This window comes from Thalassospira sp., from assembly GCF_040218635.1.
Taxonomy (GTDB): domain Bacteria; phylum Pseudomonadota; class Alphaproteobacteria; order Rhodospirillales; family Thalassospiraceae; genus Thalassospira.
This window is the reverse complement of sequence record NZ_JAVJRB010000002.1, coordinates 103380-129030: the sequence shown is the minus strand read 5'-3', so window position 1 is coordinate 129030 and position 25651 is coordinate 103380. Positions and strand designations below refer to the sequence as shown.

General features: G+C 53.0%; 24 protein-coding genes. 11 read left to right on the top strand and 13 right to left on the bottom strand.

All coding sequences use genetic code 11. The features are described from left to right. Nucleotides 1–173 precede the first annotated feature (173 nt). Nucleotides 174–866, top strand: a complete 693-nt coding sequence (locus tag RIC05_RS01220) for a fasciclin domain-containing protein (protein ID WP_350048009.1) — start codon at nucleotides 174–176, stop codon at nucleotides 864–866. Between the two features lie 159 nt (nucleotides 867–1025). Here the strand turns inward: RIC05_RS01220 and RIC05_RS01215 are convergent, their stop codons facing one another. Both RIC05_RS01215 and RIC05_RS01210 read right to left on the bottom strand, forming a co-directional pair. After that, nucleotides 1026–1808, bottom strand: coding sequence for an RNA methyltransferase (locus RIC05_RS01215; protein WP_350048008.1), 783 nt, complete (start codon nucleotides 1806–1808; stop codon nucleotides 1026–1028). A 135-nt stretch (nucleotides 1809–1943) separates the two neighbouring features. After that, nucleotides 1944–2885 carry an AraC family transcriptional regulator gene (locus RIC05_RS01210; RefSeq protein ID WP_350048006.1) on the bottom strand — a complete coding sequence of 314 codons (942 nt, stop codon included), beginning with the start codon at nucleotides 2883–2885 and terminating at the stop codon, nucleotides 1944–1946. An 86-nt stretch (nucleotides 2886–2971) separates the two neighbouring features. Here RIC05_RS01210 and RIC05_RS01205 point away from each other — a divergent pair, with 86 nt between their 5' ends. Then, nucleotides 2972–3715, top strand: coding sequence for an SDR family oxidoreductase (locus RIC05_RS01205; protein WP_350048004.1), 744 nt, complete (start codon nucleotides 2972–2974; stop codon nucleotides 3713–3715). A gap of 88 nt (nucleotides 3716–3803) precedes the next feature. On the opposite strand, the gene cimA is transcribed toward RIC05_RS01205, so the two are convergent. After that, nucleotides 3804–5417, bottom strand: a complete 1614-nt coding sequence (gene cimA / locus RIC05_RS01200) for a citramalate synthase (RefSeq protein ID WP_350042495.1) — start codon at nucleotides 5415–5417, stop codon at nucleotides 3804–3806. A 298-nt stretch (nucleotides 5418–5715) separates the two neighbouring features. On the opposite strand from cimA, the gene RIC05_RS01195 reads away from it, so the two are divergent. From RIC05_RS01195 to RIC05_RS01185, 3 genes are all read left to right on the top strand, one after another. Then, the gene (locus RIC05_RS01195) at nucleotides 5716–5976 is read left to right on the top strand and encodes a hypothetical protein (protein WP_350042494.1); all 261 of its coding nucleotides are present in this window, start codon (nucleotides 5716–5718) and stop codon (nucleotides 5974–5976) included. A 132-nt stretch (nucleotides 5977–6108) separates the two neighbouring features. Then, nucleotides 6109–6804: a DsbA family oxidoreductase gene (locus RIC05_RS01190; protein WP_350048002.1), complete on the top strand. Its 696-nt coding sequence runs from the start codon at nucleotides 6109–6111 to the stop codon at nucleotides 6802–6804. 120 nt (nucleotides 6805–6924) lie between these two features. Then, entirely contained in the window at nucleotides 6925–7581 is a 657-nt protein-coding gene (locus tag RIC05_RS01185; RefSeq protein ID WP_350048000.1) for a LysE family translocator, read from the top strand. 15 nt (nucleotides 7582–7596) lie between these two features. Here RIC05_RS01185 and RIC05_RS01180 read toward each other — a convergent pair whose 3' ends face one another. The 9 genes from RIC05_RS01180 to RIC05_RS01140 form a co-directional block, all read right to left on the bottom strand. After that, nucleotides 7597–8922 (bottom strand): MFS transporter, encoded by a 1326-nt coding sequence (locus RIC05_RS01180; protein ID WP_350047998.1) that lies wholly within the window; start codon nucleotides 8920–8922, stop codon nucleotides 7597–7599. A gap of 245 nt (nucleotides 8923–9167) precedes the next feature. Beyond that, nucleotides 9168–9875, bottom strand: a complete 708-nt coding sequence (locus RIC05_RS01175; protein WP_350047996.1) for a hypothetical protein — start codon at nucleotides 9873–9875, stop codon at nucleotides 9168–9170. A 24-nt stretch (nucleotides 9876–9899) separates the two neighbouring features. After that, nucleotides 9900–10841 (bottom strand): aldo/keto reductase, encoded by a 942-nt coding sequence (locus RIC05_RS01170; protein ID WP_350047994.1) that lies wholly within the window; start codon nucleotides 10839–10841, stop codon nucleotides 9900–9902. Nucleotides 10842–11023: 182 nt separating this feature from the next. Then, nucleotides 11024–12400 (bottom strand): cysteine--tRNA ligase, encoded by a 1377-nt coding sequence (cysS, locus tag RIC05_RS01165; RefSeq protein ID WP_350047992.1) that lies wholly within the window; start codon nucleotides 12398–12400, stop codon nucleotides 11024–11026. A gap of 68 nt (nucleotides 12401–12468) precedes the next feature. Further along, nucleotides 12469–13821, bottom strand: coding sequence for a glutamate--tRNA ligase (locus RIC05_RS01160; protein WP_350047990.1), 1353 nt, complete (start codon nucleotides 13819–13821; stop codon nucleotides 12469–12471). An 11-nt stretch (nucleotides 13822–13832) separates the two neighbouring features. Then, nucleotides 13833–15509, bottom strand: coding sequence for an NAD+ synthase (locus RIC05_RS01155; RefSeq protein ID WP_350047989.1), 1677 nt, complete (start codon nucleotides 15507–15509; stop codon nucleotides 13833–13835). A gap of 100 nt (nucleotides 15510–15609) precedes the next feature. Beyond that, a complete protein-coding gene (locus RIC05_RS01150; RefSeq protein WP_350047987.1) occupies nucleotides 15610–16095 on the bottom strand; it encodes a hypothetical protein in 486 nt (161 codons plus the stop codon). A gap of 358 nt (nucleotides 16096–16453) precedes the next feature. Next, a complete protein-coding gene (locus RIC05_RS01145; protein WP_350047985.1) occupies nucleotides 16454–16969 on the bottom strand; it encodes a hypothetical protein in 516 nt (171 codons plus the stop codon). 86 nt (nucleotides 16970–17055) lie between these two features. Then, nucleotides 17056–18441, bottom strand: a complete 1386-nt coding sequence (locus RIC05_RS01140; protein ID WP_350047983.1) for a class II 3-deoxy-7-phosphoheptulonate synthase — start codon at nucleotides 18439–18441, stop codon at nucleotides 17056–17058. Nucleotides 18442–18810: 369 nt separating this feature from the next. On the opposite strand from RIC05_RS01140, the gene RIC05_RS01135 reads away from it, so the two are divergent. Together RIC05_RS01135 and RIC05_RS01130 are read left to right on the top strand one after the other, a co-directional pair. Next, entirely contained in the window at nucleotides 18811–19554 is a 744-nt protein-coding gene (locus RIC05_RS01135; RefSeq protein WP_350047981.1) for a sulfite exporter TauE/SafE family protein, read from the top strand. A 67-nt stretch (nucleotides 19555–19621) separates the two neighbouring features. Next, complete coding sequence (locus tag RIC05_RS01130) at nucleotides 19622–20185, top strand: IMPACT family protein (protein ID WP_350047979.1); 564 nt, start codon at nucleotides 19622–19624, stop codon at nucleotides 20183–20185. 434 nt (nucleotides 20186–20619) lie between these two features. On the opposite strand, the gene gntR is transcribed toward RIC05_RS01130, so the two are convergent. Beyond that, a complete protein-coding gene (gntR, locus tag RIC05_RS01125; RefSeq protein WP_350047977.1) occupies nucleotides 20620–21645 on the bottom strand; it encodes an HTH-type transcriptional regulator GntR in 1026 nt (341 codons plus the stop codon). 164 nt (nucleotides 21646–21809) lie between these two features. On the opposite strand from gntR, the gene RIC05_RS01120 reads away from it, so the two are divergent. The 4 genes from RIC05_RS01120 to RIC05_RS01105 all read left to right on the top strand — a co-directional run bounded on the left by RIC05_RS01120 (nucleotide 21810) and on the right by RIC05_RS01105 (nucleotide 25597). Continuing rightward, nucleotides 21810–22427 (top strand): gluconokinase, encoded by a 618-nt coding sequence (locus tag RIC05_RS01120; RefSeq protein WP_350047975.1) that lies wholly within the window; start codon nucleotides 21810–21812, stop codon nucleotides 22425–22427. Continuing rightward, nucleotides 22424–23452, top strand: coding sequence for a TRAP transporter substrate-binding protein (locus RIC05_RS01115; protein WP_350047973.1), 1029 nt, complete (start codon nucleotides 22424–22426; stop codon nucleotides 23450–23452). The genes RIC05_RS01120 and RIC05_RS01115 overlap by 4 nt, the downstream gene beginning before the upstream one ends. A gap of 157 nt (nucleotides 23453–23609) precedes the next feature. Then, the gene (locus tag RIC05_RS01110; protein WP_350047971.1) at nucleotides 23610–24215 is read left to right on the top strand and encodes a TRAP transporter small permease subunit; all 606 of its coding nucleotides are present in this window, start codon (nucleotides 23610–23612) and stop codon (nucleotides 24213–24215) included. 74 nt (nucleotides 24216–24289) lie between these two features. Beyond that, on the top strand, nucleotides 24290–25597 hold the full coding sequence (locus RIC05_RS01105; protein ID WP_350047969.1) for a TRAP transporter large permease: 1308 nt from the start codon (nucleotides 24290–24292) through the stop codon (nucleotides 25595–25597). The last annotated feature ends 54 nt before the right edge of the window (nucleotides 25598–25651 follow it).

The following is a 25651-nucleotide window of genomic DNA, read 5'->3' as shown; positions in this document are numbered from 1 at the left end:
CCACTCTGCGCTGATTTACACGCGATCACCGCGATGCCCGCCCCGCCGCATTTGCGCAATCGGCCGGTTGCCGATCCATAACCCTTTGGCAAAAAAACATCATCCCTGCTGAAACCCGATGGCGCTCTTGTGCGTAGCTTCATCCGTAACGCGCACGAAAACAGGAACTATCGATGACGAAATCCGCTCTTGGGATCGAATTTGAAAACCGGGTTGCGTGGCAAAAGTGCGCAGATAAAAACAATGCGCCACGCAGGCAGACTGACAAGGACACGTTTTCCATGATTAAGAAATCCATGATGGTATTTGCCGCTTCGGCGATCGCCCTGACGCTTGGCGCATGCGCAAATGACATGAAATCCGAAACCACAATGTCGGGCGAGAAAACCGTAATGGTCGGGGGAGCCCCGATGTATCCGTCCAAAAACATTGTTGAGAACGCGGTAAATTCCGCCGATCACACAACACTGGTCACCGCCGTTACGGCTGCTGGTCTGGTCGACACGTTGGCAAGCCCGGGGCCCTTCACCGTTTTTGCCCCTACCAATGCAGCCTTTGACAAACTTCCTGCGGGCACGGTTGATACCCTGCTGAAACCTGAAAACAAGGCAACTCTGACCAATATTCTGACCTATCACGTGGTGCCGGGCACCATGACCGCGGCCGACCTGATGGACAAAACCAAGGCCATGGGCGGCATGTACAAAATGACGACCGCTTCGGGTGGGACGATCACGGCGGAGATGAAAGACGGTGCTCTTTATATCGTCGATGCCAAAGGTCAGTGGTCAAAAGTCACCATCGCCAATGTCATGCAGTCCAATGGCGTGATCCATGTGGTCGACACTGTTCTTCTGCCGGGCTAACTCGTCTGCTCAAAATATCTGATCATAGAGATCTGACCAAATCGTCTGGCATTGCGTGGCTTTAACCTGTTGCAAAGTCCCCAGACGAAGACACCCGGCCATGCAGGCCGGGTGTTTGTTTTTTTTGCAGGCGACTTAGCGCGGGCACTGTCGCGCGGATCAGTCCTTGGGTTTGTATTTCCCACCGCGCATCGCAACGATCATCCCGCGCAGCGTCTGGACTTCCTGATGGGTCAGGTTGGACCGGTTAAAGATATTGCGGATATTGCGGGCCATGTTCGGGCGTTTGGCCGCCACCCGGTAAAAACCGGACGCATCAAGCTCGGCTTCAAGATGCTCAAACAGGCGTTCCATATCTTCTTTCCGTGCCGGAAAAGTATCATTCATCAACATCTGATAATCAGGCACATCCACACCGGCCTGCCACCATTCATAGCCGATCAGAAGAACCGCTTGTGCCAGATTAAGGGATGTAAAACCGGGATTAAGCGGCACGGTCACCACCGCATCGCCCATGGCAATATGTTCGTTGCGAACGCCGGTGCGTTCCGGACCAAACATCACGCCAACCTTTTCGCCCTTGGCAACGACACTGCGCAGTTCGGGGGCAAGGCCCTTGGGCGTAAAGACCGGCTTGATCGCATCGCGGGTACGCGCTGTTGTGATGTAAAGGCGGTTTAAATCCGCAACCGCTTCTTCGTCGCTTTCAAACACCTTGGCATTATCAATGACAATATCGGCACCGGCCGCATTTGCAGTTGCCCGTTCATTGGGCCAGCCATCGCGCGGGCGGACAAGACGCAGATCAACCAAGCCGCAATTAAGCATCGCACGCGCGGCCTTACCGATATTCTCGCCAAGCTGCGGTTCAATCAGAATGATCACTGGTGGATTGGCAACACCCCCGGTTTCGGGGCGTGCTGCGCCGATGGCATCGCTCATCGCGTGGTTTCTCCGGTCGTCAAATAAGATGTGTTTACAGGCATGCCCGTCAATATTGGCGCTTCTTTAGCAAAAGCCAACCAGCAAGACTAGTTCCTAATCTTGGCAATCATCTGATTATAACCCGATCCGTTGTCAGACATTCAGGCTATCATGGTCCATCCAGCATTCGCGCGCATATTGCCCCGGCGGAAGCCCGACATGTCGGGAAAACGCAATACTGAACGCACTTGCCGAGCCATATCCAACCCGTTCGGCAACATCGGCAACCCGGCAATCTCGTTTTGCGAGCTCCCTCTTGGCAATAGCCATCCGCCACGCGAGCAAATATTCCATCGGCGCCATCCCCACCGTCCTTGCAAATCGATCAAAGAAAGCTGACCGTGAAAGTGCTGCTTCCTTCGCCAGAGTTGCAATCGACCATGAACTGCCGAAGTTTCCATGGATCTGACGTAGCGCCGACACAATCCGCTCATCTGCCAATCCCCTCAACAACCCAGGAGGTGCATCCTTCCCCGGTGAGGATCGCAGAGCCTCAATCAACAGGATTTCAACCAGTCGCGACAACACGAGTTCCCGGCCGGGCTTCCATTCCCCGGTCTCTTCAACGATCAGCGAGACCAACTTCAGAAGCCGGTCAACACCTCGCAAATGGACAAGCCCCGGCAACAAAGATGTCAGCAACGCAGCATCCGGCGAATTGAAGATAAAATAACCACCTAACAGGCGAACATCCGGCGGGCCATTCTGCCTACCATGCCGTACCTCGTCGTTCTTGGTCGCAGCAACTTCAGAACTAAGAATTTCAGGTTCCACCGTCTCAAACCCGGACATTGTAAAAGCTGGCGTTTTTGGCAACAGAATAAAGTCGCCAACTTCAAGCCGGATGCTTGCATGACCATCCACGGTCAGTAGACAACTGCCATCCATCACAACACCGAAACTCGGGTACCCAAACGGTGAATAGCGCACTGCCCATACTCCAGCGCCGCTGATCCCTTTGGAAAAAACGGCGTTTGGCTGTAGCAGGCGAATGATCTCAACAAGGGGATCGCTCAAAACAGGACTAACTCTCATTAAAAATGGATCTCCTATTATAGAAAGTCCTGAGAATTTTGATATTTCTATCTACAGAGAAACATCAAAATGACTATGGAAAAAAAATGCCAACAATACTGATCACCGGCTGTTCATCAGGCTATGGCCTTGAAATCGCAAGCCTCTTTTACGCCAAGGGCTGGAACGTCATCGCCACCATGCGAACACCTAACGAAGATGCCCTTCCGATATCAGACAGGATCAAAGTGCTTGCACTTGATGTTACGGACCCTCCGTCAATCGCGGCAACAATTGAAACATGCGGCCCGATTGATGCATTGGTCAATAATGCCGGTATAGGGCTGTTCGGAGCCTTTGAAGCCACCCCCATGAGCACCATACGCGACATATTCGAAACCAATACATTTGGCACCATGGCCATGGTTCAGGCAGTCTTGCCGCAATTTCGAGCCCGGAAGAATGGTACCATCGTTAATGTGACATCCAGTGCAGTGCTCGCACCGATGCCGCTAGTATCGGCCTATAGCGCAAGCAAAATCGCGATCGAAGGATTTACCGCATCGCTTGAGTTTGAATTAAAGTCTTTTGATATCCGGGTAAAACTCGTGCAGCCCGGCTATTGTCCGGATACACAATTCTCGGCCAATACCGGTTCGCGGATGGATGGCCTAATCCCCGAAGCATACAAGGCCTTTGCACAGGATATTTTAGCAGCGTACCTGCAGGCCGATGAAATGACGACCGCAAGCGATGTCGCCAATGCCGTCTGGCTGGCTGTCAACGACACATCAGACCGCCTACGCTTTCCCGCTGGGGCTGACGCCCTCAAACTGGCAGGTCTCTCCTGATCTTTGGGCGAGAACTGCAATAGATTAAACACTCAAAAGGGCGCAGATCAAATCGCGCCCTTTTGCTCTGAACCAAATCAATGACCGCTTAACCGTGCTGGCTGCCGACACCGGACTTGAAAAGCTTATATGTAATGGAATCACGAAGCGCGTTATAGGACGCCTCGATAATGTTGGTTGAAACGCCAACTGTTGACCAGTTATTACCTTCGTTATCGCGGCTTTCGATCATAACCCGGGTCACGGCACGTGTGCCATCACCACGGGTTATGATGCGGACCTTATAGTCAATCAGTTCGATCTGTTCGACAGCTTCACGGTATTCCGGCACCGTAACCAGCACCTTGCGCAGGGCGGCATCAAGGGCGTTGACCGGGCCGTTACCTTCGGCAACCGACATAAACTGATCATCGCCGACAATGACCTTAACGGTGGCCTCAGACATGGTGATGACCTGTTCGTCCTGTTCATCCACCCAGCGACGTTCATCAATCACGCGGAACGATGTTACGCGGAAATAGCGATCAAGTTCGCCCAGTGCCTTGCGCGCCAAAAGCTCAAAACTGGCTTCGGCACCGTCATAGGCGTAACCATCAAACTCACGCTGTTTAACCGCATCGACCAATTTGCCAACCGCATCGGATTTCGGATCGACCTCAACCCCGATTTCGCGGAACCGTGCAAGGATGTTGGACCGTCCTGCCTGATCGGAAACAAGAATATGGCGCTGATTGCCCACCAGTTCAGGTTCGATATGCTCATAGCAGGCAGGGTTCTTTTCGACCGCCGATACATGCAATCCGCCCTTATGGGCAAAAGCGCTATCGCCAACATAGGCGGCCTGACGCAATGGTTCGCGGTTCAGACGTTCGTCCAGAACATGCGAAATACGGCGCAGATGTAAAAGCTGTTCTTTGGAGATGCCAACGTCATATCCCATCTTGATCATCAAGGTCGGAATGATCGAAATCAGGTTGGCATTGCCGCAACGTTCGCCCAGACCATTTAACGTACCCTGGACTTGCCGCGCACCGGCACGGACGGCCGCAAGCGAATTGGCAACGGCGTTTTCCGTATCATTGTGGCAATGGATACCAACATGGGTTCCGGGGATCAGGCTGCAAACATCGGTGACGATGTCAAAAATCTCGTCGGGCAGTGTGCCGCCATTGGTGTCACACAAAACCACCCACCGCGCACCGGCATCATAGGCCGATTTGATCGCTGATAATGCATAGTCGCGGTTGGCTTTATAGCCATCAAAGAAATGTTCGGCATCAAACATCACTTCGGAAACTTTGGTTCCAAGATGTGCGATGGATTCAGAAATCATCGCCAGATTTTCATCAAGCCCGATTCCGAGCGCCTCGGTCACCTGAAAATCCCAACTTTTACCGACCATGCAAACAATCGGCGCATTCTGCGCAAGACTGGCAAGCCCCGGATCGTTCGAGGCAGATCGCCCGGTACGGCGCGTCATGCCAAATGCCGTCAGTTTGGAATTTTTCAGTTTGGGCGGATTGGCAAAGAATGCATCATCGGTTGGATTGGCCCCCGGCCAGCCACCTTCAATATAGTCAATCGACAGTTCGTCCAGCGCCTTGGCAATCGCGGTTTTGTCCGCGGCCGAAAAATCCACGCCCTGGGTTTGCTGCCCATCGCGTAAGGTACTGTCATAGAGATAGACGCGCTTGTCTGACATTATTCATTCCAACTGATCGATCGTCTGGTGCAACCGGCATGTTCCGGTCGCTGCGGGTCTGGCAAATTGCCGTAAAAGTACCCATAGCGCAACAGCATTACGTAAATTGGTTCAATCGCGCTTTTTTTCACTCCTATCCCCTCCTTTCCCAATCTTTAGGATAGCTAACCTGTCCCCTTGAATGATTGTAACCCCTACCTATCAATGCTTAACTCTACCATACATTGTAAAATGCACGGTTACTGTCCCACAAATTGAAGCCCCCAAGTAGCCTTGCTGCCGTCTAAGGATACCAACGATGGCCCGAGAAGCCGCTACCAGCGTAGATGTCATGATGCTTGCCGGCTTGACCTGGGAACGCACCGGGAAAAACTGCTGGACCGCATCCGATCGCTTTGCCAACTATACGATTTTCCGCGATATCGACGAACGTTGGTATGGTGAATGGGAACGTGATGGCAACCGCACCCGTGCGGACTGGTCCTGCCCCATCCTTGAAACCTTTGCCGAATACATGGTTGACCATGCGCGTCGTCAACCGCCGGATGATGCAAACTGACGCCCATCTTCTCTCGACATAGCCCCAACGGGTTCTGCCTTTCTGACATTGCAAAGCGATCTGTTCTTGCGTTTGCCGCCATAGCTATTATGTGATGGGGCAGAACGAAATTACATAACGCAAGGCAATCTAATGACGAACACCATCCCTTTGCAGATCGACATTGTCTCGGACGTGGTTTGCCCATGGTGCATCATCGGTTACAAAAACCTTGAAGAAGCCATCAGCCGTCTTGATGACGAGATCGAAGTTACCCTGCGCTGGCATCCGTTCGAATTGAACCGTGATATGCCGCCAGAAGGTCAGGATCTTGCCGAACATATCAAAGAAAAATACGGCCTGTCCCCGGATCAGAGTGCCGACAACCGTGCGCGCATTACCATGATGGGCGAAAATGTAGGCTTCCCGATCCATTTCAGTTCAGACAGCCGCATCTACAATACCTTTGACGCCCATCGCCTGATCTATTGGGCCGGCAAAGAAGGCGAACCGGGCCAACAAACGGCACTGCAGCTTAATCTGTTTACCGCCTATTTCCAGGATGCTGAAAATCCCGGCGATCACGGCGTTCTTAAACGTGCCGTCGAAGAAGTTGGCCTGTCCCCCGAACGTGCGGCCGAAATTCTTGCCAGTGACGAATACGCCCAGGAAGTCCGCGCCGAAGAAGACGAATTTGGCGATGCTGGCATCAGCTCGGTTCCGACATATGTTGTGAACCGCAAGTTCGCCATTTCCGGCGGCCACCCGTCAGAAGTTTTTGAACAGGCTCTTTCGGAAATCGCCCGTCAGGGTGATGAAGTCTTGGCTGAGGCCGAAAACGACGCCTGATTTCCAAAACGAGCCACCGTGATCAAAGCCCCGTTCAGATTGGACGGGGCTTTTTCGTATGCCTCGACAGATTTTCTTGGCTGGCTTACGGTAATCCTGCCACCACAGGAGATACGCCCCATGATCCCCTTTGCCGAATTCACACAATACCTGCCCGGAATTTTACTGTCCTATGTTGCCCTGCTTGTCGGGTTAATCAGCCCCGGCCCCGCTCTTTTGGGCTTGATGGGTGTCTCGCTTGATCGCGGACGTCATGCCGGACAACGCTTTGCCTTGGGGATCGGCACCGGATCTTTTTCCATCGGTCTTTTAACCCTGACCGGACTGTCTGCCGTTCTTGCCACATATGCCGATGCCATGACCGCCATTCGGATTTTTGGCGGACTATATTTATTATGGATGGCGTATCGGGCGTTTCGGACTGCCTTTCGCAAACCAGCAGCAGTCGACAGCACTACCATTGCCGAGAACGCCAGCCAAATCACCGGACGCGGTTATTACCTGCGCGGCCTTGCCCTTCATCTCACCAACCCGAAAGCCATCCTGACCTGGATTGCGATCATTTCAATCGGGTTTAGCGACGGCGCACCGCTTTGGGTCGGGGCGGCGATTGTCATTGGTTGCGGGATGATTTCAACGTCCATTCATCTGCTTTATGCCACAGCCTTTTCAACCGCCCCGGCCATTTCGATTTATCGCCGGGCGGCAAGCTGGATCAATGGATTGCTTGGTGTCTTCTTTGCCGTCGTCGGGATCAGATTGCTGTTTAGCCGCTAGGCCAGCAATGCCTGCTTAAGGCTTGGTTTCCGCTTCCTTGGCAACGTCGGAATCGGCTTTGGCTTCAGCTTGTTCGGCCTCGACGGCTTCTTCTTCAGCTGCGGCTTCGGCCTGCTCTGCAGCCCAGACACCGGCTGTTTCGACCGCCATCGGCGATGCGGTTGGCAAGACACCGACATAGCTTTCGGTTTCTTCGGCCGGAAGGGCTGCGCGTTTGGTCATCCGATAAAGCGCATAAAGGGCGATGCCAATGAATGTCACGCCAATCACCAACCAGAAGGCAAAGGGACCGAAATGTTGCATGGCCCAACCTGCAATCAGCGGACCCATGATCGCACCAATACCAAAGGTCAGAACAAGACCACCCGATGCGGCGGGCATGTCTTCAAGCGATAGAAAATCATTGGTATAGGCCAAAAACAATGCGTAAAGCGGCGCTGTCACCCCACCGGCCAAAAAGGCAGCGGCCATCAAATACCAAAACCGATCTTCTGCAAACCAGCCGATCCCGCACGAAGACGCACCAATCACGGCAGCATAGAAGATAACCTTACGCCGGTCGATCCGGTCCGACAGCCAGCCGATCGGATATTGAAAGAGCAAGGCACCGGCAAACATCATCGCGACAAACATCGCAATCTGGTCCGCACTCAGATCAATCTGCGTTCCGAAAACAGCCGCCATCCCGGTTTGCGTCGCATAGACACATCCCAGAAGGAAAATCCCGACGGTACTCAGCGGCGCATCGGAAAAAAGTTGCCGCAACGGCATCGGACGTGCGGCCTCTGTGACGGGAACGGCTGTCACTGACAGCAAGATCGGCGCAAACGAAACCGAAACAAGAATGGACGCCACAATGAAAAGTGCAGAAGTCGCGGCATCGCCAAGTGTAAGCAGTCCCTGCGCCCCGATCAGCCCCAATGTCTGGGCAATCATATAGGCTGATAAGACCTTACCCCGGGTCTCGTTACTCGATGCATCGTTCAGCCAGCTTTCGGCTGTCACATAAATGCCCGACATACAAAACCCGACCAGAACCCGCAAAATCGTCCATGCCCACGGTTCGGTCAGTAGCGGCAAGGTTATCACGGCCGCCGACATGAAACTGCCTAATGCGGCAAAAACGCGCACATGGCCAACACGCCGGATCATGACCGGCGTCAACCGTGCGCCAGATAGAAAACCAACGAAATAACCCGACGTTACGATTGCTAGTGCAGCCGGAGAAAATCCTTCGATCCCGCCGCGCAAACCGATCAGGGTAAAGTGCATGCCATTGCCCAGCATGATCAGGACGATGCCCAGTAAAAGCGCCCAAACACTGGACAAAACCTTAATCATCGACCGCCCTTTCATGCACGACAGCACTACGATATGAATTCACTTGCTGCACAGTGATCAAGCAGGATGAAAACATATGCAGGCAAATTCACGAAACCATTGATTCAGATGGGTTTCCACTACTTTTTAGACAAAAGCAGAAATTCCGCTGCGCTTAAGAAGGCGCACCCAGACCATAGGTGGGGTTTTGAATGCCAGATAACAGGGTAATTTTCGCGCAATGTGCCTGAACCTTGGCAGTTCGCTTAATCCGCCAATTCAGCTTCGGTAAGCTTCCGCGTCGTAACGCCGTTCTTAAGGTCAAGCCACCCGCAAAATACCGTTACCCACACCGCAATCAGCGGCACCAATGCGATATTCTGATCCATTACCCACAAGGTCGCACTGCTAAGAACGCACCAGATCAAAGGGACGAGTAACAGCAACCAACGCCAAGTACCCCGCGCCATCAAAACAAAACCCAATGTACCAAGGGCTGTCGGATCGGCTGCACTGCCAAACAATTCGGCCTGGATCAAACTGCGGCCTTCAATCAATCCGGCGAACGGATAGAGGACAAAGGCGCAGACCATTAATCCCACACCGACATAGGATGAAAGATCCCCCCGCCAGCCAAACCGAAGTGGCAAGGGGCGTGCGGCAAACACAGCAAGCAAGACACTTTCGGCGACAAAGCCCGGCAGGAAATAGGGCACCGCCCAATTGATCGGCATATAATATTGCCACAGAAAACCGTAACTCACCCACCCCCAGATCAGGGACAGCAACACCAAAATCACCCGGTTGCCGCGATGCCCGTGGCGCAAAGCCATACCAAAGGCAATCAGCCCGGCAACAAATGCACTGGCAACCACCAGCCACCATGTGGTGTTAAGCGTTTCAAACAGCCGGTAATAAACCCGTGGCGAGAACAGCAGTAAATCTGCCAGCCCGTAATCCCACCATTCACTCATGCCTGCTTTCCCATATCGCTTTGCCTAAACCAGAACGCCAATCACGGCGGCAATCTGTTCACGCATTTTATCATCGGGCAAGAATCCGGTTGCCGCGCGCATGTTTTCGGCCGCATGGCCCGGATTGGTTGTTGCCGGGATGGGACAGGTCACCGATGGATGAGCAATCAGATATTTCAAAATAAGCTGCGCCCAGCTTTCCACTTTCAGATCAGAAGCAAATTCCGGCAAAGGTTCGCCTTCCAACCGTTCGGTCAAACTGCCCCCGCGAAATGGCCGGTTCACAATCACCGCAATGCCGCGATCATAGGCCATCGGCAACAGATATTCTTCGACCTTACGGTCAATCGGATTGTAAGTGACCTGAACGAAATCAAGCCGTTCGTTTTTCATCACCGCAATCAAATCATCAGTGCGTCGCCCGTGCGATGTGGTCACCCCGATATAGCGCAGCAAACCCTCGTCTTTCAGACGGAACAACAGCCGCAAGTTATCCGTAATCCCCAAAAGATTATGGACCTGCAACAAATCAAACTTTTGCATATGCCACCGCGCAAGTGTCTGATCAATTTGCGCCACACCATCGCCGGATGTCCAAACCTTGTCGGTTGAAAACACCTGATCACGGGCCCCAAGCTTATCAAGGCAATAGCCAATGACTTCTTGCGCCGAACCATACATCGGGGAGCTATCAATCATCCGCCCACCGGCCGCGAAAAACGCCGAAATCACATCGGCACATTGATCACGCAATACCTGATCATTGCCGACATTAAAAGTGATCCAACTGCCAAGCCCGATGGCCGGAATTTCTTCACCCGTCGATGGGATCGGTTTACGAAGGATATCAGGGAAATCCCCGGGCGACTTACCTTGCGCCGATGCGGCCCGCCCCAATCCAAAACTTGCCAATGCGCCAAGGGCCGCTGTGGCTTGCAGAAATTTTCGCCGGTCAATGTCAGACATGGTCGAGAGCACCCTGATTGTTGCGTCTTGCCAATGGTCATCGATAGTCCATTAAGAATTGGGCAGAAATCTGCCCATGCGCAACCTTTGGTGTATCTTGGATGAAATCACGGGACATAGACACGAAAAGGGCCGCAAGCAAAACACTTGCGGCCCTTTAAATTCAAAAGCAAAGCGGATACTTAAACGCGCTTCCAGCTCGTACCTTCTTTGAAGTCCTCAAGCAGGATGCCACGGGCCAAAAGATCATTGCGGATTTTGTCCGCCGTTGCGAAATCCTTGTTCTTTTTGGCATCGGCACGCTGCGTGATCAAATCATCGATCTCGGCGGCTTCGTCTTCATCGGCACTGCCGGTGAACCATGCTTCCGGATCCGCTTCAAGAATGCCAAGCAGCTTGGCCGCAGCAAGAATTTCGCCCTTGGCTTCGGCACGCTCGTATTTCTTTTCAGACTTGTTCAGGCGCGTCACCAGATTGTGGAATTCCGCAATCGCCAATGGCGTATTTAGGTCATCACACAATGCTTCAAGAACCGCACGCGGTGCCGGAACGTTTTCCGGGGTCACATCGGCACTTTGACGAAGGGCGGTATAGAACCGGTCAAGCGACTCTTTGGCCTGACGCAGGTTATCTTCCGTCCAGTTGATCGGCTGATGATAATGGGTTCCCAGCATCGCAAGACGGATCGCCTCGCCCGACCAGTTTTCAAGCAAGTCATGCACGGTGACGAAATTGCCCAAGGACTTGGACATTTTTTCGCCTTCAACCATCAGATGGCCGTTATGCATCCAGTATTTGGCATAACTTGACCCCTGATTGGCGCAGCAGCTTTGCGCCAGTTCATTTTCATGGTGCGGGAACACCAAATCCGAACCGCCACCATGAATGTCAAAATTCTCGCCAAGATAACGCGTCGACATGGCCGAGCATTCAATATGCCAACCCGGACGACCACGGCCCCACGGGCTGTCCCAACCGGGCATGTCATCTTCGGCCGGTTTCCATAGAACAAAGTCCGCCGGGTCTTTTTTATACGGGGCAACTTCAACCCGCGCACCGGCAATCATTTCCTTGCGGTCACGGCGCGACAATTTGCCATATTCATCGAATTTTTCGACGGCAAACAGAACGTGGCCTTCGGCGGCATAGGCAAAACCCTGTTCGATCAGGCTTTCGCACATGGCGATCATTTCAGGAATATGGTCGGTCGCACGCGGTTCGATATCCGGCTTAATCGCGTTCAACGCCCCCATGTCATCAAGATAAGCCTGATGGGTGCGTTTGGTGATTTCGGAAATCGGCTCGCCGCTCTCCTTGGCGCGGGCATTGATCTTGTCATCGACATCGGTGACGTTGCGGACATAGGTCACTTTTGGATAGATATGGCGCAGAACGCGGACCAGCGTATCAAACACGACAACAGGACGCGCATTGCCAACATGGGCATAGTCATAGACCGTCGGTCCGCAGACATAGAGGCGGACGTCATCAGAATTGATCGGCTCAAACACCTGCTTTTCGCGGGTGAGCGTGTCAAATATACGAAGGGTCTTGTTCATTATAACTGTCCGTTTGGCTGTGATATGGGATTGATGCAGGCATTTTTCGGCGATCAAAACAGATATGCTTAGACCGCCTTCCCACACAGCCGGTTACGGGCCTTATCCCCACCGATCAGAACCAGCATGGTCGACATTTCCGGACCATGTTCACGCGCCGTCAACGCCTTGCGAAGCGGCATGAAAAGCTGCTTACCCTTGCGACCGGTCGCGTCTTTAACCGCCCCGGTCCAGGATTTCCAGCTGGTTCCGTCCAAATCACCTTCTGGCAACAATTCAGCAGCCTGTTTCAGGAATTCGGCATCTTCGTCGTCAATTTCCGGGTTCACGGCCTGATGGATAACATCCCACCATTCCAGTGCCTCGGATGCGCGCCAGCAATTGCCGCGCACCGCGTTCCAGAACATCTCGTCAGCATCTGCCATGCCTGCTGCAATCAGCTTGGGCTGGGCTGCCTCAAACGACATTTCATGAACGACTTTTTCATTCAGGCTGGCAAGTTCTGCCGGATCGAATTTCGGCGTCGAACGACCATAATGGTCGAGATCAAATTTCGCCAAAACATCCGAAAGGCTGGCCGGTTCGATTTTATCAGACGCCCCAAGACCGGTCAGAAGACCAACCAATGCTTCGACCTCGAACCCGTCATTGCGTAATTCACGCAATGACAGACTGCCCAGACGTTTGGAAAGCTGCGATCCACCCGGACCCGCCAAAAGCGGCATATGGGCAAATTCAAGCGCACCGGGCTTACCGCCAAGCGCAAGATACAAAAGGATCTGCGAAACCGTGTTGGTGACATGATCTTCGCCGCGGATGATATGGGTGACACCCATTTCAAGATCATCAACAACCGAGCCCAGCATATACAGCAATGACCCATCTTCGCGGATCAAAACCGGATCAGACACATGTTCGGTATCGAACGAACATACCCCACGCGAAAGGTCATCCCATTCAACCAGGCCATCGGTCAGAAGAAAACGCCAATGCGGTTTGCGGCCTTCGGCCTCAAGGGCAGCGATTTCATCATCTGAAAGGGTCAATGCCTTACGGTCATAGATGAAAGGCTGGTGACGCTGACGGGCCGCCTTGCGTTTCCAGTTCAATTCACCTTCGGTCTCGTAGCATGGATACAGCAATTCACGCTTTTTCAGACCCGCAATCGCCGTGTCATATTTTTCCTGACGCAGCGACTGACGTTCTTCGCGATCCCAATCAATGCCAAGCCATTCAAGGTCTTCGCGAATGGCATCGACATATTCGTCTTTGGAACGCACCGGATCGGTATCGTCAAAGCGCAAGATAAACTCGCCACCTGATTTACGGGCATACAGCCAGTTCATCAGGGCCACACGGGCGTTACCAACGTGAAGAAGCCCGGTCGGGCTGGGCGCAAATCGAAGAACAGGTTTTGTCATATCTATATTTTTCAGGTCACTAAATTCGTGAAGCCATTGGTGATCGGATAGCGACGGTCACGGCCAAAGGCACGCGGGGTAATCTTAACCCCGGGAGGCGCCTGACGGCGTTTATATTCTGCCCGATCCAGCAAACGCCAGACCCGGCGAACCGTGGCCTCATCATGACCGCTATCCACGATATCGCGAACAGACCGCTCACCTTCAATCATCTGATGAAGAATATCATCAAGAACGTCATAAGGCGGCAGGCTATCTTCGTCTTTCTGATCCGGGCGCAATTCAGCCGAGGGTGGCTTGGTGATAATCCGTTCCGGGATCACCATACCATCAGGCCCCATGGCACCGGCAGGTTTATGTTCATTGCGCCAATGGCACAGGTTGAACACAGTCGTCTTGTAAAGGTCTTTCAAAACCGAATAGCCACCGCACATATCGCCATACAGCGTCGCATAGCCAACCGACATTTCCGATTTATTGCCGGTCGTAAGAACCATGTGGCCAAACTTGTTTGAAAGCCCCATCAGGATAATCCCGCGTGAACGGGCCTGAATGTTTTCTTCAGCTATATCGGCATCACGACCGGCAAAGGCCGGGGCAAGCATCTGATCAAATGCCGCCATGGCCGGGCCGATATTGATGCTTTCAATACCGGTTTCAAGCATATCAGCACAAATCTGCGCATCCTCAAGGCTTTCGGCCGAGGTATAAGGCGATGGCATCATCACCAGACGCACACGATCAGACCCCAGCGCATCCACCGCAACCGCCGCCGAAAGTGCACTATCGATCCCGCCCGACATGCCAATGACCACACCGGGGAAGCCGTTTTTGTTCACATAATCGCGCAGGCCCAGAACAAGGGTTTGATAGATCGCATCAAGCCCGGACGGATAATCGACCTTCGGCGCGTCCGATGCGCAAATCCATTTACCCGCATCATCTTTAACCCAGTTGGTCACAACCACGTCTTCGGCAAAGGCCGGCAGGGCCACGGCAAGCGATCCATCGCCATTCAGGCCAAACGATCCGCCATCAAAGACAAGCTCGTCCTGACCGCCGACTTCGTTGCAATAGATCATCGGGATTTTGGACTCGCGCACCCGATCTTCGATCAGTTTGCGGCGCAGAACACCCTTATCGGCTTCAAACGGTGATCCGTTGGGGACAAGGAAAATCTCGGTCCCGGCATTGGCAAGATGGGCGACCACATTCGGTGTCCAGACATCTTCACAAATCGGAACGCCAACTTTGACGCCTTTAAACGAAATCGGATCGGGCATCGGGCCAGCAGCAAAGACCCGCTTTTCATCAAACACGCCATAATTTGGCAAATCCTGCTTGGCACGAACAGATACGATCTTGCCCTGTTCAATCAACAGAACCGCATTATGGCGAACACCATCAATTTCCCACGGAGTGGTCAACAGCAAAGCAGGACCATTATCGCGTTTGGCGGTATGTTCGCAAATCACCGCAACCGCTTCATGCAGATGACGCATGAAGGCAGGCTTCATCACAAGGTCTTCTGGCGGATAGCCCGACAAAACCAGTTCAGAATACAATACGATATCCGCAGCCCGATCAGCCGCAGATTCCCAGGCAGCCACAACCTTGTCCCGGTTCCCGGTTACATCGCCGACAATCGGGTTAAGTTGGGAAATCGCAATGGCAAGCATTTTTGTCATGATGTTGGAATAGGAGCCACCCCGCGCGGTGTCAATTGCCGAATGGGCAATGCTGCAATTTGCGGGCAAATTTCGGGGTTAAAACAGTCTTAGGATTGTATTACAGCGCAAGTGCCGCATCAATTTCTTCCTGGCTCATGGTTTTGGCTGAGCCGTGAATAATCCCGCTGGCCACATCCATGAACTTTTGCAGCGACACCGTGATGGCATGCGCCGTTTCACGCAGCAGTTCCTCATTCCCATCGGCAATGATGGCGTCAAGCTGGGTGTTGGCGTGGGCAACGATAGTATTGAGGTGGTTTATCGTTTCCTCAAACGGCTGCCGGAATCGGGGCGGGACATGTTCATACGCCTCAATCGCCAATTCCTTGTCCGAAAAAGCACTGTCGCGGAAATGGTCCTGATAGGTTTTCGGGGCCCATTCCTTGCAGTCCTCGATCATGTCAGGCATGTCTGGCACCATTTCGAGAAGCATGACGATCTCATTGAAATGGTTCAGATAATCCGTCGCCAATAGCGTGGTCGAGGAAATGTTGGTTCCCTCTACCTTCTTTTGCCATTCAGAGAAATCGGCTTCGTCCACCATTCGTCGTGCGACCTCATATCCTTCATGCTTACGCGGGAATGCCCTGCAATTATTTATACTTAAGAATATTTCGTTCCCTTTGGTAGAGGTTTTTTACATCAAGCGACCTTGAATATCGGTCAGAACGTCCCTGCGGCACCTCTATAATGACAAAAAACTGTCCTTAATTCCGACAGAAACTCGTTCAACTAATTTAGGAAAACCAAGATGCGCGCCAGCGTCTTGACCTGACATGCCTCCAAAAGGCATCTCATCAAGACGCATCTTAAACAGCAACATGCCGCAACGGCCATTGCACCGTGCGGCATGTGTTTTTCTGCGGGGTTTGGTTTGTCTCAGCGCGGTTTTGCCCACGTTATTACAGAATGTCGTAAATTTCGTCTGCCGGAAGGGCAAGCAACCGGTCTGCCATTTCCTGTTTCAGATACGTGTGGCGGGCGATTTCTTCGGCAGTTTTATCTGCTTTAGCACCCAGTTCAATGAACTCATCGCGGACATGCCCGGCGCGAATAACCATTTCAACCTTGCGATCATTCTCAACAAACCGGAAAAAATACCGTTCGCGGTGCGTGCCGTCGCGGAAAGGTTCGCCAAGCGATTTATCGACACGATATCGGCCTTCGGTAACACCACGGGTAACCAGCTCAAACGCATCACGTCCGCCCGGTCCGCCAAAGCTGGTCTCAACGCGGATATCGCGGCGCGATACCGGGCCGGATTTGGCAAGTTCGGTCAAACCGCGCTGCATGACCTTAAAGGCATGGGCAACACCGCCGGGAAACCCCGGACCGTGATAACGCAGCATGTCTTCGAACGAAAATGTCAAATCCACGCCATTGTCGCGGATCGTCACGGAATTGCTTGCTGCGGTCATCATACCCCCAATTGCGATGCAAAAAGAACAAAGGCGCCCGGTTTCCCGGACGCCTTGTTGCTAATTACTCGCAATCGCGAAAACAATCAAGCAGAAGCAGCTATTTGCTCTGCGCGAACGCTGTCGCGTTCTTTTTTGATCATTTCCGCCATCAGGAAGGCAAGCTCAAGTGCCTGCCCGCCATTCAGGCGCGGGTCGCAATGGGTGTGATAACGATCCGACAGCGCATCTTCGGTCACTTCACGTGCCCCGCCGATGCATTCGGTCACATCCGTACCGGTCATCTCGAAATGAACACCACCGGCATGGGTACCTTCGGCCTTATGGACATCAAAGAAGGTTTTGACTTCCGACAGGATCGAATCAAACGGGCGGGTTTTATACCCGTTGGCGGCTTTGATCGTGTTGCCATGCATCGGATCACAAGACCAGACGACCTTGCGGCCTTCTGCTTTGACGCGACGCACCAGACGCGGAAGATGATCCATGACCTTGTCTGCACCCATGCGGGCAATCAGGGTCAAACGACCTGCTTCGTTGGCCGGGTTAAGCGCATCGATCAGACGGATCAGATCGTCTTCATCCATGGTCGGGCCACATTTCATGCCAATCGGGTTCTTAACCCCGCGCATGAATTCAACATGGGCACCATCGAGATTACGGGTACGATCACCAATCCAAAGCATATGCGCCGAACAGTCATACCATTCGCCGGTCAAGCTGTCCTGACGGGTCAGGGCCTGCTCATAACCGAGCAAAAGCGCCTCGTGCGAGGTATAGAAATCCGTCTCGCGCATTTGCGGTGCGGTTTCAGCGGTAATGCCACAGGCCTGCATGAAGGCAACCGCTTCATCAATCTGGGTGGTCATTTTGCTGTAACGCTCACCGGCCGGGCTGCCATCCACAAAGGACAGGTTCCAGCGATGGATTTTGCTCAGGTCGGCAAAACCACCCTGAGCGAACGCGCGCAGAAGGTTCAGCGTCGATGCCGACTGGTTATAGGCACGGATCTGGCGCTGCGGATCCGGAATACGGGCTTCCGAGGTGAACTCGATCCCGTTGATGTTATCACCGCGGTAGCTTGGCAGTTCGACACCGCCAATGGTTTCGGTATCAGATGAACGTGGCTTGGCAAACTGGCCTGCCATACGGCCAACTTTGACCACCGGGCATGCTGCGCCATAGGTCAAAACAACCGCCATCTGCAACATCACCTTAAAGGTGTCGCGGATGTTGTTGGGATGAAATTCTTTAAAGCTCTCGGCGCAATCGCCCCCCTGCAACAGGAAGGCTTTGCCATCTGCAACAGCACCAAGTTTCTCTTTAAGCGCACGCGCCTCGCCAGCAAACACCAAAGGAGGATAGCTGCCGAGCTCTTGCTCTACGGCCTCTAAGGCCTGTGCATCCGGATAAGTCGGCATCTGCTTTACAGGCAGTTTGCGCCAACTATCAGTGCTCCAGCTCTTGCTCATTTGCTTCCTCTCAATCCGGCATGTTGATCATCATGCCGCCATTATAACACAAATCCAGTTCTATAGCGGACTCCCGCCGCACGTCCCGTCTTTTAACCGGGCCAAACTTGATACGGGTTTTACAATCGCATTTCCACCCCTTCTCGACTTATGGATAAGAAAAACCCGCAAATTTTTGCCAAATACCCAAAATTACACGCAAAATTCAACCCCAAACGCCCCCTTTACGTCGTTCCGTGCCGGGATCGTTAAATCCTCATACTAAATAAGTACGTGCGAATCCGGGACCGCACAATCATCAGACCATTTGCGCAATCGATTGTTTGCAGGCACACTGCGCCCGCCCACCATCACCGCCCCGGAACCCCGATGTCGACTGAAACCCTTGCCATCATTGCCTGCGCCTATTTCGTTGCCGCTTTTGTCAAAGGTGCAACCGGCTTGGGATTTTCCACATCGGCCTTGCCGATCCTTGCCCTTGGATTGGGATTAAAGGAAGGCATGCCGCTTGTGATCATTCCGTCACTTGTGAGTAATTCGATTATCATGGTGCAGGCCGGACATTTCCGCGAAACCGTCAACCGGTTCTGGCCAATGTTTCTGGCAACCATTCCCGGCCTTCTGATCGGCCTTGCCGTTCTTAAAATGGTCGACAGCCTTCTGGCCGGTGCGGTTCTGGGTTTGGTTTTGATGAATTACGGCGCGATCACGCTGTTTCGCCATGGCAAGCCAATCTCGGACAAGATCGCCCGGCGCATCGCCCCGGTATCAGGCTTTGCCACCGGTCTGGTCAATGGCATCACCGGATCGCAAGTCATGCCGGTTCTGCCGTTCTTGTTGTCCATGCGACTTGATCCCAAACGGTTTATTCAGGCGATCAATATCTCGTTTAGTCTTTCAAGCATCGTGATGGCCTTTGGCCTGACGCGCATGGGTCTGATGACGTGGGAAACCGTCTGGATATCACTTGCCGGACTGGTCCCGGTTTATCTGGGCACCAAACTTGGCAGCAATATCCGCAACCGCATGGATGCCGAAACCTTCCGCAAGGTGGTCCTGATCATGCTGATCATTTTTGGCGTGATCCTTGTGGTAAAATTCGCAGCCCTTTAAGCACGCACCCACGTAAACCAACAGTGACTGACTAGCGTTGCAATCAAAGCTTTGCTATCACCCAATCATGAAAACCATCGCCCGCCCCGTATTTGCCGAAACCGAAGAAAAGAAATCGCGATTTCTGGCCGAGCTCGTTTTTCACGACGATCTGGCACAGCGGGTTAGCGAACTGCGCGTCCTCCATCCCAAGGCCAATCATCACGTCACCGCCTATCGTTACCTCAATGATCAGGACCAGCTGATAGAACATGGCAAGGATGACGGCGAACCATCGGGCACATCAGGCGTCCCGTGCCTGAAAGTTCTTCAGGGTCGTGATCTTATCAATGTCGCGGTGATTGTGACGCGGTATTTCGGCGGTACAAAACTGGGAACCGGCGGGTTGGTGCGGGCCTATAGCGGGGCGGCCAATGCCGTCTGCAATCTTGCGGAAATCATTGATTATATCCCGCAAGGTGAGGCTGAACTCTTTGCAAGCTTTTCCGATGCCGGAACGCTTGAGCAGGCCTGTGGTCAGGACGGAATTGATGTCCTTGATCGACAATTTGATACCGCGGGTACGCGCATCAGAATTGCCGGTCCGCGTGACATTCTTGCAGAACTAAGCTCACGTTTTCCATCACCATAAAAACACTTGGCTTAGATGTATTCTTGTGCCCCTTACATCGGAACGAAGTTATCCAGTTCCTCCTGTGTAAGGCACAGAAATGCAGCGGAACTGGAATATCGTGGCGAAATATCTCTGAGAACTGCATATTTGCCGAGTCGCCAACAATACTTTTCGGCCAATGCGACGACATCTGAAGGCAGCGGCTCTTCAAGAGGTACGGGCCGGTGCCTGATAGTCACGAAATCAAGACCCGAAAAAGTGATCGCCTCCAGCGATTTACTGACGGTCCCGTTCCCCTTTTTCTTTGCTTCCCAATACCATGCGTAAGGCCACTTTGGACCCACCAGATCTTCCTTAACTTCGTCGGAAGTCGTCTGACATGCCACTAAAAGGGACGCCATCGTACACACAATCATTCTCTTACAGATCATTTAGCCCTCTACGCACACTTTTCACCGGCTGCGGGTTGTGCTTTCACGTTGCTGAAGTTCAAACCCGAGATCGACAATTTTGTCATCAAGGGTTTCACCATCCAGCACAGCACGGATCATTTCAGCTGCGCGTTTGCCAATCGCATAACGATCGGTCCGGATAGAGGTCAGTGACGGATAGGCCGCTGCCATCATTTCAAGATCATTAAACCCGACAATGCCCATATCTTCCGGAATAGAAAGCCCGGCCTTCTGACACCCGAACAAGGCACCAAGCGCCATGTCATCATTGTTGCAGAACACTGCATCCAGATCCGGGCGACGTTTGCGCAACTGCCCGATCAATTCCGCGCCAAGTGACACGCTCGAAGAAATGGTGGTTGTCATGATCAAATCCGGGTCATAGCGACCGCCAGATCGCATTGCCTCTTTGAAGCCTTCAAGACGGCGGTGGGACCGCGGATCCATTCGCGCACCAAGGAAACCGATGCGTTTATAGCCCTTTTGCACCAAGTGGTGCCCTGCGGCACGCCCGCCATCGAAATGTGAAAACCCGACCATCATGTCAATCGGATCATCCCCGATATCCATGATCTGCACCACCGGACATTCCGCATTTTCAAGCAATTCGCGGGTGGCATCGGTCTGATCGGTCCCGGCAACAATCATTGCCGACGGGCCCTGACCAAGGAAGGAACGCACCAGACGTTCTTCTTCATCCGCGACATAGCGTGAATTGCCCAACTGGACCTGAAACACACCCTGATCGAAATCGTCATAGATGGCGCGCAGCGTATCGGCAAACACGTTATTGGTCAGCGACGGCACAATCACGCCAACAATGTTGGAGCGCGTTGAAGCCAGTGCGCTTGCATGGGAATGCGGCACATAATTAAGTTTACGCACGGCATTGTTGATTTTTCTGCGCAAATGATCAGACACCTTGGACGGATCGCGCAACGCACGTGAAACCGTAATGGTACTGACCCCTGCCTTGTCGGCAACGTCAGAAATAGTCGGCCGCCCGGCCCCTTTGCGTTTCCTCATGCCATTACATTTATTACGTCTTCTGCTTATGGACAAGTCCCTTGTGAATTAGGCTGTTGACTCGATGTTAGCGCTAACATTATGTTAGCGCTAACATCGACAATAACAGGGCGAAATAAAGCGTAAAGCAGCCCTGAAAAAAACAGACGGGTGGAAATATCTTTATGAATCGGCAGGTCGGATATGTCGTGGTCATGGGCGTCTCGGGTTCGGGAAAGACCGAAATCGTGCGCAGCGTTGCAGACGCCACAAACGCGCTTTGGCTTGATGCCGACGATCACCATCCAGTTCAGAATGTCGAACATATGCGCCGCGGGCAGCCGTTAAATGATGACATGCGCTGGCCCTGGCTTGATGCCGTTGCCGATGCCGCACATCAAAAAGCCGCATCACGTGCCAATGATCACAATGGCCACAATGGTCAAGGTGTAGATACTGTTTTTATCGCCTGTTCTGCCCTTAAGCGCAGCTATCGCGATTTTTTAAGCCGGAAATTGAACCCGGTAACCTTTGTATATCTGGATGGCACCCGTGAGGTGATCTTGACACGGCTTGAAAACCGGGTCGGACATTTCATGCCCTCCACACTGCTTGACAGCCAGCTAGCAGACCTCGAACCGCCGGGGCCGGACGAGAACTGCGTGACTGTCTCGATTGACGCCCCAATCGACACCGTGGCGTCCACGGTTGCCGCCCGTTTGGCAGCCAAAGGAAATCACGGATCTTCCATCACCAAAGATAAGACCGCCGGAGAACCGGCATTCCAGGGAGAAGACGAATGACCAAGACGCTTAAATCGCTCGCAGGAGCAACCTTTATCGCCAGCCTGATCGCAGTTGCGCCATTTTCGGCCAATGCGCAGGAATTCACCCTTAAAATGCAGTCGAGTGACTCTGCTGGCGTTCCAAATTTTGAATTGGAACAAGACTGGGCCAAACGTGTTGGCGTTATGACCGGTGGCCGTGTTGAAGTTGAAATGCTTCCGGTCAACTCGATCGTTGAACATGCCGAAACACAGGATGCCATTGCAGCGGGTATTCTTGACGGCCACATCACCGACACCAGCTATTTCACCGGTAAAGATCCGGCTTTTGGCCTGATCGCAAACCCGGTCGGTGCATGGTCTGCACCATCTGAAATGCTGCGTTTCGTCGAATATGGCGGTGGCAAAGAACTGATGAACAGCCTTTTGAACCCACGTGGTTTGCAGTTCATCGGTGCCGTTACCCCGGGCCTCGAAGCCTTTGTATCGTCCGTACCGCTTGATGGTGTTGCCGATCTTAAAGGTCTTAAAATGCGCGCGCCAGAAGGCATGGTACAGCAGGTATTTGCCGCAGCGGGTGCAGCCCCTGTGAATATCCCGCAGTCCGAAGTCTTTACCTCGCTTGATAAAAAAGTGATCGATGCCGCGGATGCGACCGTGTTCTCGACCAACCAGGCGATGGGCCTGCATGACATTGCAAAGCATCCGGTCTATCCTGGCTTCCACTCCATGCCGATGCTCGAAGTTTCGATCAACAAGACCAAATGGGATTCCATGCCAGCAGACCTCCAGGCCATCCTGGAAATGTCGGTCCGTGATCTGGCCCATGACATGGATGCACGTCTTGCGATGAAAGACATGGAAGCTGTTGCTGCCGCACGTAAAGACGGTGGTGTCACCATCCATAACTGGTCTGCCGAAGAGCGTGCCAAATTCCGCCAGATTGCCACCAGCCAGTGGGAAAAAGTGGCAGCACGTTCAGAAGACGCACAGCGCGTTTATGACACCCTGGTCAAATATCTGACCGCACAGGGCTTGATCTGATCTTTTGATCGCACGATGGTTTACCGGCGGCATGGTTCATGTCCGCCGGTAACGACTTGAATACAATCCGGCCGCATCCTGTATAAGAGACGATACCGGATGACGAGGTCCTCCCTGTTGCCGGATTGTATTCCCCGCATCGCAAGGAATGCTGAATATGGCTGTCAGCCCTGTAGACCCGACACATAAAGATCTTCCCGCAAGCATCATAGCTGATGCACTTCCCGAACAGGTTCCGGAAGTTTCCGGCCTGATCGGCCGTTTAGCGGATAAGGTCAGTCCGGTTTTTGCCTTTGGCTTTATATTTGCCATGGGCATTCTGATTTTTGAAATTTTCATGCGTCATGTTTTCAACAGTCCCACCCTTTGGGTCCATGAAACCACGACCTTCCTGTCTGCCATCGGCTTTGTGTTTGGCGGGCTTTATTGTGCCGCGCGTGACAAGCATATCCGGGTTGTCATTTTCTACGACATTGTCGGGCCGAAAATGCGCAAGGCCCTTGATGTCGGCATTTCGATTGTCTGCATGACTGCATCGGGTTTCTTTGCCTGGGCGGCATGGCTTATGGTCAAACGCGCAACATTCACGCCGACCGGTGACATTCACTTTGAAACCACAGGCAGTGCGTTTAACGCACCCTATCCGGGCATCCTGAAGCTGTTTCTGCTGGTGATCCTGATCCTGTTGGTGGTTCAGTTTCTAGTCCAGGCCATCAATTATGCCCGCAAAGCGCCTGTCATGCCCGCGACCGGGAAAGAATGACACCCGTTTCAAGTTGATACCCCCATCAGTCATTGCACGGTCACCCGTCTGATCGGCGCGACAGGATAGATTAAATGTTTGAATTACAGTCCCTAGGCATTGAATACGGCACACTTGCCATGTTCGTCCTGCTGCTTGGTTTTCTTCTAACGGGCATGCCGCTTGCGTTCGTAACGCTTCTGATCGCCCTTATATTCACCCTTGGCTGGTTTGGCCCGATGGCGGTGCCATTGATCACCAGCCGGGTATTTTCATTCGTTTCGTCCTTTGTTTTTGTTTCCGTCCCGATGTTCGTCATGATGGCGGCCATCCTTGATCGATCGGGAATTGCCCGCGATCTGTTTGATGCCATGCGCCTGTTTGGCGGGCGTCTTAAGGGCGGGGTTGCGGTTCAGACGATCTTTGTTGCTGTCATCCTTGCTGCCATGAGCGGCATTATCGGCGGCGAAATCGTCTTGCTTGGCATGCTTGCCCTGCCCCAGATGCTGCGTCAGGGGTATGACAAAAATTTGGCCATCGGGGTGGTTTGTGCCGGTGGGTCGCTTGGCACCATGGTCCCGCCATCGATTGTCCTGATCATTTATGGTCTGACGGCAAACGTATCGATTGGCGATCTGTTCACCTCGGCCTTCCTTCCGGGCTTTATGCTGGCGGGCTTTTATGTCGCCTACATCCTGTTCCGTTCTTACACCGGCAAAAACATTGCCCCACCGCCCCGAACCGAACATATCCCGCGCGAAGAAAAACTGCGTCTGCTTAAAGGCCTGTTCTTGCCGATGCTGGTCGTGTTCTGTGTTCTTGGCTCGATCTATGGCGGCATAGCATCCGTGACCGAGGCATCGGCTGTTGGTGTTGCCGGGGTTATCGCATCGACCATTGTGCGGCGTGAATTTTCGCTCGCGATGCTTAAAAGTGCCGCCCTTCAAACACTTTCGACCTGTGGCATGATTGTCTGGATCGGGATTGGGGCATCCGCCCTTGTCGGCGTGTTCAACCTGATGGGCGGGATCAAGTTTGTTTCGGCCCTGATCACGGGCATTTCGGACGACCCAACCACCATCATTCTGTTCATGATGCTGATCCTGTTTATCCTTGGCATGTTCCTTGACTGGGTCGGCATTGCCCTTCTGACCATGCCGATCTTTGTCCCGATCGTAAAAGACCTTGGTTATGACCCGGTCTGGTTCGGGGTGCTGTTTGCCATGAACATGCAGGTAAGCTTCCTGTCCCCGCCATTCGGGCCTGCGGCCTTCTATTTAAAATCGGTGGCACCGCCGGACATATCACTGGGCGATATCTTCAAGGCGTTGCTGCCCTTCATCTGCTTGCAGATTTTGGCAGTCGCCCTTTTGATCATCTTCCCGGGCATTGCCGGCGGGTAAAACCGGACACGACGAACACCACAAAAAAGGCGGAACCAAACTGGTTCCGCCTTT